The sequence below is a fragment of the Pseudomonas sp. PS01299 genome (assembly GCF_029960145.1).
Taxonomy (GTDB): Bacteria; Pseudomonadota; Gammaproteobacteria; order Pseudomonadales; family Pseudomonadaceae; genus Aquipseudomonas; species Aquipseudomonas putida_A.
The window spans coordinates 1-6957 of the sequence record NZ_JASCPO010000271.1 but is presented as its reverse complement, the minus strand read 5'-3'; the positions used below and the strand labels follow the sequence as shown (position 1 = coordinate 6957).

Genomic DNA, 6957 nt, shown 5'->3' with positions numbered 1-6957 from the left:
GGCGCTGTGTCAGTCAACATTGTCGTCGACTGACACAGCGCCTTCGCGAGCAAGCCCGCTCCCACAGGAGGTTGGTGTTACTTCAAGACAGATGTATCAGGCTTCCAGACCGAGAATGTCCCGCGCCACGGCCTCGGCAATCCGAATCCCGTCCACACCCGCCGACAGAATCCCACCGGCATAACCCGCGCCTTCACCCGCGGGGAACAGACCTTTGACGTTCATGCTCTGCAGCGACTCGTTACGCGTGATGCGCAGCGGCGACGAGGTGCGGGTTTCGATCCCGGTCAACACCGCATCGTGCAGCGAGTAGCCGCGAATCTGTTTCTCGAACGCCGGCAACGCTTCACGAATCGCTTCGATGGCAAAGTCCGGCAGCGCCAGGGCCAGGTCGCCCAGGGCCACGCCCGGTTTGTACGACGGCTCGACTTCGCCCAGTTCGGTGGACGGGGTGCCGTTGATGAAGTCGCCGACCAGTTGCGCCGGGGCCTTGTAGTCGCTGCCGCCGAGGATGAACGCGTGGGATTCCAGACGCTCCTGCAACTCGATCCCGGCCAGCGGGCCGCCCGGGTAATCGACTTCCGGGGTGATGCCGACGACGATCCCGGAGTTGGCGTTACGCTCGTTACGCGAGTACTGGCTCATGCCGTTGGTGACCACGCGGTTCGGCTCGGACGTCGCTGCAACCACGGTGCCGCCCGGGCACATGCAGAAGCTGTAGACCGAACGGCCGTTCTTGGCGTGGTGCACCAGTTTGTAGTCGGCAGCGCCCAGCTTCGGGTGGCCGGCGTACTTGCCCAGCCGCGCACGGTCGATCAGCGATTGCGGGTGCTCGATGCGGAAACCCACCGAGAACGGCTTGGCTTCCATGAACACGCCACGGCTGTGGAGCATGCGGAAGGTGTCACGGGCACTGTGACCAAGGGCCAGAACCACGTGTTTCGAATGCAGGGTTTCGCCGCTCGCCAGCTCGACGCCGACCAGTTGGCCGTCTTCGATCAGCACATCGGTGACGCGCTCCTGGAAGCGCACTTCGCCACCCAGGGCGCGGATCTCTTCACGCATGGTCTCGACCATGCCGGTCAGACGGAACGTACCGATGTGCGGTTTGCTGACGTAGAGAATTTCTTCCGGCGCGCCGGCCTTGACGAACTCGTGCAGGACCTTGCGGCCAAGGAACTTCGGATCCTTGATCTGGCTGTACAGCTTGCCGTCGGAGAACGTACCCGCGCCGCCTTCGCCGAACTGCACGTTGGACTCGGGGTTGAGCACGCTTTTACGCCACAGGCCCCAGGTGTCCTTGGTGCGCTGACGAACTTCGGTGCCGCGTTCAAGGATGATCGGTTTGAAGCCCATCTGCGCCAGCAGCAGGCCGGCGAAAATCCCGCACGGGCCGAAACCGACCACGATCGGGCGCTGGCTCAGGTCGCTCGGCGCCTGACCGACGAATTTGTAGCTGACATCCGGCGCCACGTTGACGTTACGGTCGTCGGCGAACTTGCCCAGCACCTTGGCCTCGTCGCGCACGTTGAGGTCGATGGTGTAGATGAAGCACAGTTCGGAGGACTTTTTTCGCGCGTCGTAGCTGCGCTTGAACAAGGTGAAATCGAGCAAGTCATCGCTGGCGATGCCCAGGCGCTGCACGATGGCAGCACGCAGGTCTTCTTCGGGATGGTCGATTGGCAGCTTGAGTTCGGTGATTCGTAACATGGCGAGGATCCGGATTCGCGGGGCGCACAACTGCGCCAGGGCGTTTGAAGGCCGCGATTATAAGCCGCAAAGGCCGGATCCGGTGAGGCTAAAACGCTCAGTCGTTGCGCGATCCGCCGAAATACCCGCAACCACGTTCGACCTTGCCGTCGATGCGCAGCTCGGCGCTCATGTGCTGCACGCTGCCGGTGCTGCTGTCGACGCAGCGCTGCGGCGCGACCCACAACTCGATGCGCTGGTTGTTGGCTTCGCTGCTGAGGTTGAAGCGGCCGTCGCCCAGTTGCTCCTCGACATACGGCACCGCCAGCGCCGGCTGGCCTTCGCGGTCGATGACCATGCCCTTGCCGCTGACTTTGACGTTCCACTCGGGACCGTGGCCGGCGGCACGCAGGATCAACAGTTTGAAGTTCGGGTCATCGCACGCAGTGCCAGAGCGCTCGACGCGGTACAACTGGCCGAGGTCGAGGCGGTCGCCGGCGATCCTCCCGCGCACATCGGCAAACAGCTTGCCCTGCTGATCGGCGAGGGTCGCAGCCTCTTGCAGCACGCTGGTGCCGCCGATGTCGTTGACCACGTACTGACGCTGTTCGCCACACGGCTGGAACACCAGTTTGCCCTCGGCTGCGGTCAACTGCCCCTGCATCCGGGTCTGCCCGACGTGGGACGCGCTTTCACGAGAGCCGTCGAGCAATTGGCAGGCGGCGAATAACGGCAGCAGGGCGACAACGATCAACGAACGGGCAACACGCATCTTCGGCTCTCCAGACAAGTGCCGCCACGTTACGCAGGCTGACCGTTGATCACAAGGGTTTAGCCCACGTGAAAGGTCTGACCGGTTTGCAGGCCTTCGACACTTTTCGCGTAGGCCAATGCCACATCGGATGCTGGAACCGGCTTGTAGCCACGGAAGTACGGGGCGTAGCTGCCCATCGCTTCCAGCAGCACGGTCGGGCTGATCGAGTTGACGCGCAGGCCTCGCGGCAACTCGATGGCGGCGGCTTTGACGAAGCTGTCCAGAGCGCCGTTGACCAGTGCTGCCGAGGCGCCGGTGCGGATCGGGTCGTGGCTGAGCACGCCGGTGGTGAAGGTGAACGAGGCGCCGTCGTAGGCGTATTCGCGGCCGATCAGCAGGAGGTTGACCTGGCCCATCAGCTTGTCTTTCAGGCCCAGGGCGAAGCTGTCAGCGTTCATCTCGCCGAGCGGAGCAAAGGTCACGTTGCCGGCGGCGCAGATCAGCGCGTCGAACTTGCCGGTCTGCTCGAACAGTTTGCGAATCGAGGCGCTGTCGCTGATGTCGACCTGGAAGTCGCCGCTGCTGCGACCGATGCGAATCACTTCGTGACGCTGGCTCAGCTCTTTATCCACGGCCGAACCGATGGTGCCCGCGGCACCGATCAACAGAATCTTCATGGGACTGTTCCTCAATGGGTTGAACGAGGTTTCAGTCTAGAGTGGTTTTTTCTGCGGATAAGCGCACTAATAGGCAACCTTTGGTTTTCAAATGGAAACAATCCATGAGTGAAATGGATGATCTGGCGGCGTTTGCGGTGTTGATCGAGGCTGGCAGTTTTACCCTGGCGGCGCAGCAACTGGGGTGCAGCAAGGGCCAGTTGTCCAAACGCATCAGTCAGCTGGAAGCACAGTTTTCCGTGGTGTTGCTGCAACGCACGACGCGCCGTCTGAGCCTGACTGCCGCCGGCGCCGCTTTGCTGCCCCAGGCGCAAGCGCTGGTCGTCCAGGTGGAGCGCGCGCGGCAGGCATTGGCGCGCTTGAAGGACGACATGGCCGGCCCGGTGCGGATGACCGTTCCGGTGTCGCTGGGAGAGACGTTTTTCGATGGCTTGCTGTTGGAGTTCTCGCAGCAATACCCCGAGGTGCTGATCGAGCTGGAGCTGAACAACCACTATCGCGACCTGTCCCGGGATGGCTTCGATCTGGCGATTCGCTCCGAGGTGGCCAATGACGAGCGGCTGGTGGCCAAGCCGCTGCTGGCTTGGCAGGAAATGACCTGCGCCAGCCCGGCGTATCTAGCGCAGTTCGGCGAACCGCTGACCCCGCAGGAGCTGGCCGAACACCGTTGCCTGCTCAACAGCCACTACAGTGGTCGCGAGGAATGGCTGTATCACCAACAGCACGAATTGCTGCGGGTGCGGGTGTCGGGGCCGTTCGCCAGCAACCATTACAACCTGCTGAAGAAAGCCGCACTGGCCGGCGCCGGTATCGCTCGGTTGCCGTCGTACCTGCTGCAAACGGAGTTGGCTGATGGCCGGTTGCGCTGGCTGCTGCGCGATTTTCAGACGCGGCGGATGCCGATGTATCTGGTGCACCCCTACCAGGGCGGTTTGCCCAAGCGCACGCAGGTGCTGGCGGATTATCTGATTGGCTGGTTCAAACGCAGCGGCGAGGCGCTGGATCGCCTTCAGCGCTAACTCATTTCCTGTAGGAGTGAGCCTGCTCGCGATTGCGTAAGCAAATTCAACAGAAATGTTGGCTGGATTACCGCTATCGCGAGCAGGCTGACTCCTACAGGTTGTGGTCAGCAGACAAAACGTCGTGCGATCAGATGATCAATCGACAATTTCCCCGGCCCGGTCGCCATCAGGTACAGCAGCACCGCCGCCCAGGTGCCATGGGTCGGGTAGGCATCGGGATAGACGAACACCTCGATGACCAGCGTCATGCCCAATAGCGCCAGCGCCGAAAACCTCGTGGCGAAGCCGATCAATATCAGCACCGGAAAGAAGTGTTCGGCAAACGCCGCCATGTGCGCGGCGATTTCCGGTGACAGCAGCGGTACGTGGTATTCGCTTTGGAACAACGGAATCGTCGAGTCTGCCAAACGTGGCCAGCCGAGTTGAACGGTGCCGTCGATCAAGTCGATGGCCAGCCCCTCGACCTTGGTCTGCCCGGACTTCCAGAACACCGCGGCAATCGAGAATCGCGCGATGAAGGCGATCAGGCTGTGGGGGATTTTTTCCATGAGTCCGATGGCGCGAATGATGAGGTTGTTCATGGCGATACCTTGGTGTTCAGGTCGGTGATGGCGTTGTGGCCGATCAGCAGGGCGAGCGTCTGCGGCAGATCGAAAGGTGGACTGTCTTGCGCGGCTTGCAGCAGCGGTCGGTGATGGAGCAGATGGCGGATGAATACGCTGTCGCCGTGATCGAGGGCAAACACCTCGACCTCCAGAGCGTTGCGCAGCACCAGTGCGTGTTGCCCTTGATGGATGTCGATGCCTGCCAGCGTCGCTTCTCCTTGATGCGCCGCCCAGATCGAAACCACCGCGTAAGCCGAATCGAGCAGGTGCAGCGAGGGATGCAGGGTGATGTCCAGTTCGGCGAGTGTTTGCGGATCGGCCAGTGCAGCGCTGATCTGTTGCGCACTGACCGTCGCGGCATCGGCGGCGTGATAAGCGCGGGTGCGCAAGCGTTCGAGCCGTGCGACATCGGCCAGATACGGCACCTCGGCCGCCGCTTCGAATGCGTCAATGAAGTCCGCCAGACCGTCGCCGTAACGGCTCATCAACGGACTGTGCGGCGGCTGCTGCTGGATGAATATGCCGGCCATGCCACGGAAGAATTCCTCGCCGACCAATTGCTGCACCACCGGATAACTGTCGGCCAGCGCGTTGATCAACGAACCTTGCACGTTATTGCGATACACCAGGAATCGGCTGGCAGGATCAGCACCGTTGGCGCTGCACAGGCCAGCGGGGCAGGGCAGGCGAGTGTCGAGCAGGGCGGCGCTGAAGTCGGCTTGCGTGCTCATGGCCGACTCCCAGCGTGCAGCAACAACGCTTCGGCCTGCTGCGCCTCGGCCAGCAGCACATTGAACGCCGGAACCTGGTTGTCCCGTTCGATCAAGGTTGCCACCGGGCCGACTCGTTCGAGCGCCTGTCGGTACAACGCCCAGACCGCGTCATCAATCGGCGCGCCGTGATCGTCGATCAGCAAACGGTCGCCGAGGCTGTCGGCATCTTCGGCGAACCCGGCCAGATGAATCTCGCCGACCGCGTGCAAAGGCAGCGCGTCGAGGTAGGTCAGTGGATCGCGTTGATGATTGACGCACGAGACGTAGACGTTGTTGACGTCGAGCAGCAGACCACAGCCGCTGCGGCGGATCACCTCGGTGATGAACGCCGGCTCGTCGATGGTCGAGCGCTCGAAGCCGAGATAGGTCGCTGGATTCTCCAGCAGCATCGGCCGCTTGAGGCTGTTCTGCACTTGATCGATGTGTTCGCAGACGCGGTTCAGCGTCGGCGTGTCATACGCCAGCGGCAGCAGGTCATTGAGGAACACCGGGCCGTGGCTCGACCAGGCCAGGTGTTCGGAAAAGGATTGCGGTTGATAGCGCTCGATCAGCGTTTTCAGGCGTTGCAGGTGTTGAGCATCCAGCGACCCTTCGGCCCCGATGGACAGCCCGACACCGTGCAGCGACAGCGGATACTGCTCGCGGATCAACCCGAGAAAATGATGAAACGGACCGCCGTCGACCATGTAGTTTTCGGCGTGGACTTCAAAGAAACCGATGTCCGGTTGGGTGCCGAGCACTTCAATAAAGTGCCCGGTCTTGAGCCCCAGCCCCGCGCGGGGCGGGAGCCCGCAGAGGGCTGCCCGAGTGCGCGGTGGGACAGTTTCGCTGGTGGTCAACATGAGCGTCACTCGGGCAGGCAATGGTTCAGGATTTGGCTTTATAGGCTTCCATCTGACCGAAACCGGTCGGCGAGGTCTTGCTCTCGGTGGTGGTGCAGGTGCCTTTTGGCACGAACTTCCACGAGTTGGCCTGGTAGTCCATCTTCGCTGTGCCGGCACAGGTAGTGCCCGCGCCCGCGGCGCAATCGTTGTGACCCTTCATGGCCACACCGAAGCATTTTTCCATGTTGCTGTTGTCGGCGGCATTGGCGCTGGAAACGGCAGTCATGCTCAGGGCGGAACCAAGAGCCAGAACCAGGGCAGCGGCGGACAGGGTGCGAGTGGTAGCAGTCATGATGTTTCTCCAGATTTGAGCTTGGGTTTTACAAGCGAAGTGCGCTTGCTTACCCCACTAGAGAACGCTCATGGCGATGCGTTACAGCGCAGTGCAAAGTTTTTTCGAAAAGATTTTCGAACACTGCAATCCACTGTGGGAGCAACTGTCTTACTGCCACCGTTCGTCACCGCCACTCTGTGCCGTCTCGCAGCATGGCATTCAGTCTGATCAGCAGTATTCGCATACAGGCGATGAGCGCGACTTTCGCGCTCTTGCCCC

9 protein-coding genes are annotated in these 6957 nt (G+C 61.8%); 2 read left to right on the top strand and 7 right to left on the bottom strand.

Annotated elements, in window-relative coordinates:
• Nucleotides 1-96: 96 nt before the first annotated feature.
• The 3 genes from QMX91_RS27425 to QMX91_RS27415 form a co-directional block, all read right to left on the bottom strand.
• Entirely contained in the window at nucleotides 97-1710 is a 1614-nt protein-coding gene (locus QMX91_RS27425) for an NAD(P)/FAD-dependent oxidoreductase (RefSeq protein WP_135295099.1), read from the bottom strand.
• Nucleotides 1711-1807: 97 nt separating this feature from the next.
• Nucleotides 1808-2461, bottom strand: a complete 654-nt coding sequence (locus tag QMX91_RS27420; RefSeq protein ID WP_098967563.1) for a hypothetical protein — start codon at nucleotides 2459-2461, stop codon at nucleotides 1808-1810.
• Between the two features lie 59 nt (nucleotides 2462-2520).
• Nucleotides 2521-3120, bottom strand: a complete 600-nt coding sequence (locus QMX91_RS27415) for a short chain dehydrogenase (protein ID WP_282413668.1) — start codon at nucleotides 3118-3120, stop codon at nucleotides 2521-2523.
• Between the two features lie 104 nt (nucleotides 3121-3224).
• Between QMX91_RS27415 and QMX91_RS27410 the strand changes: the two genes are divergently transcribed.
• Nucleotides 3225-4139, top strand: a complete 915-nt coding sequence (locus QMX91_RS27410; RefSeq protein ID WP_282413667.1) for a LysR family transcriptional regulator — start codon at nucleotides 3225-3227, stop codon at nucleotides 4137-4139.
• A 107-nt stretch (nucleotides 4140-4246) separates the two neighbouring features.
• On the opposite strand, the gene QMX91_RS27405 is transcribed toward QMX91_RS27410, so the two are convergent.
• The 4 genes from QMX91_RS27405 to QMX91_RS27390 are packed head-to-tail and all read right to left on the bottom strand — an operon-like array spanning nucleotide 4247 to nucleotide 6696.
• Entirely contained in the window at nucleotides 4247-4723 is a 477-nt protein-coding gene (locus QMX91_RS27405; protein WP_282413666.1) for a DoxX family protein, read from the bottom strand.
• Nucleotides 4720-5478 (bottom strand): DNA-binding domain-containing protein, encoded by a 759-nt coding sequence (locus QMX91_RS27400; protein WP_282413665.1) that lies wholly within the window; start codon nucleotides 5476-5478, stop codon nucleotides 4720-4722. The genes QMX91_RS27405 and QMX91_RS27400 overlap by 4 nt, the downstream gene beginning before the upstream one ends.
• Nucleotides 5475-6362, bottom strand: a complete 888-nt coding sequence (locus QMX91_RS27395; RefSeq protein ID WP_282413664.1) for a DUF692 domain-containing protein — start codon at nucleotides 6360-6362, stop codon at nucleotides 5475-5477. Before QMX91_RS27395 ends, QMX91_RS27400 begins: the two co-directional genes overlap by 4 nt.
• Nucleotides 6363-6387: 25 nt before the next feature.
• Entirely contained in the window at nucleotides 6388-6696 is a 309-nt protein-coding gene (locus QMX91_RS27390) for a DUF2282 domain-containing protein (protein ID WP_027614378.1), read from the bottom strand.
• A 70-nt stretch (nucleotides 6697-6766) separates the two neighbouring features.
• On the opposite strand from QMX91_RS27390, the gene QMX91_RS27385 reads away from it, so the two are divergent.
• Nucleotides 6767-6957, top strand: a 191-nt coding sequence (locus QMX91_RS27385) for a hypothetical protein (protein ID WP_282413669.1), incomplete at its 3' end; no start/stop codon positions are given.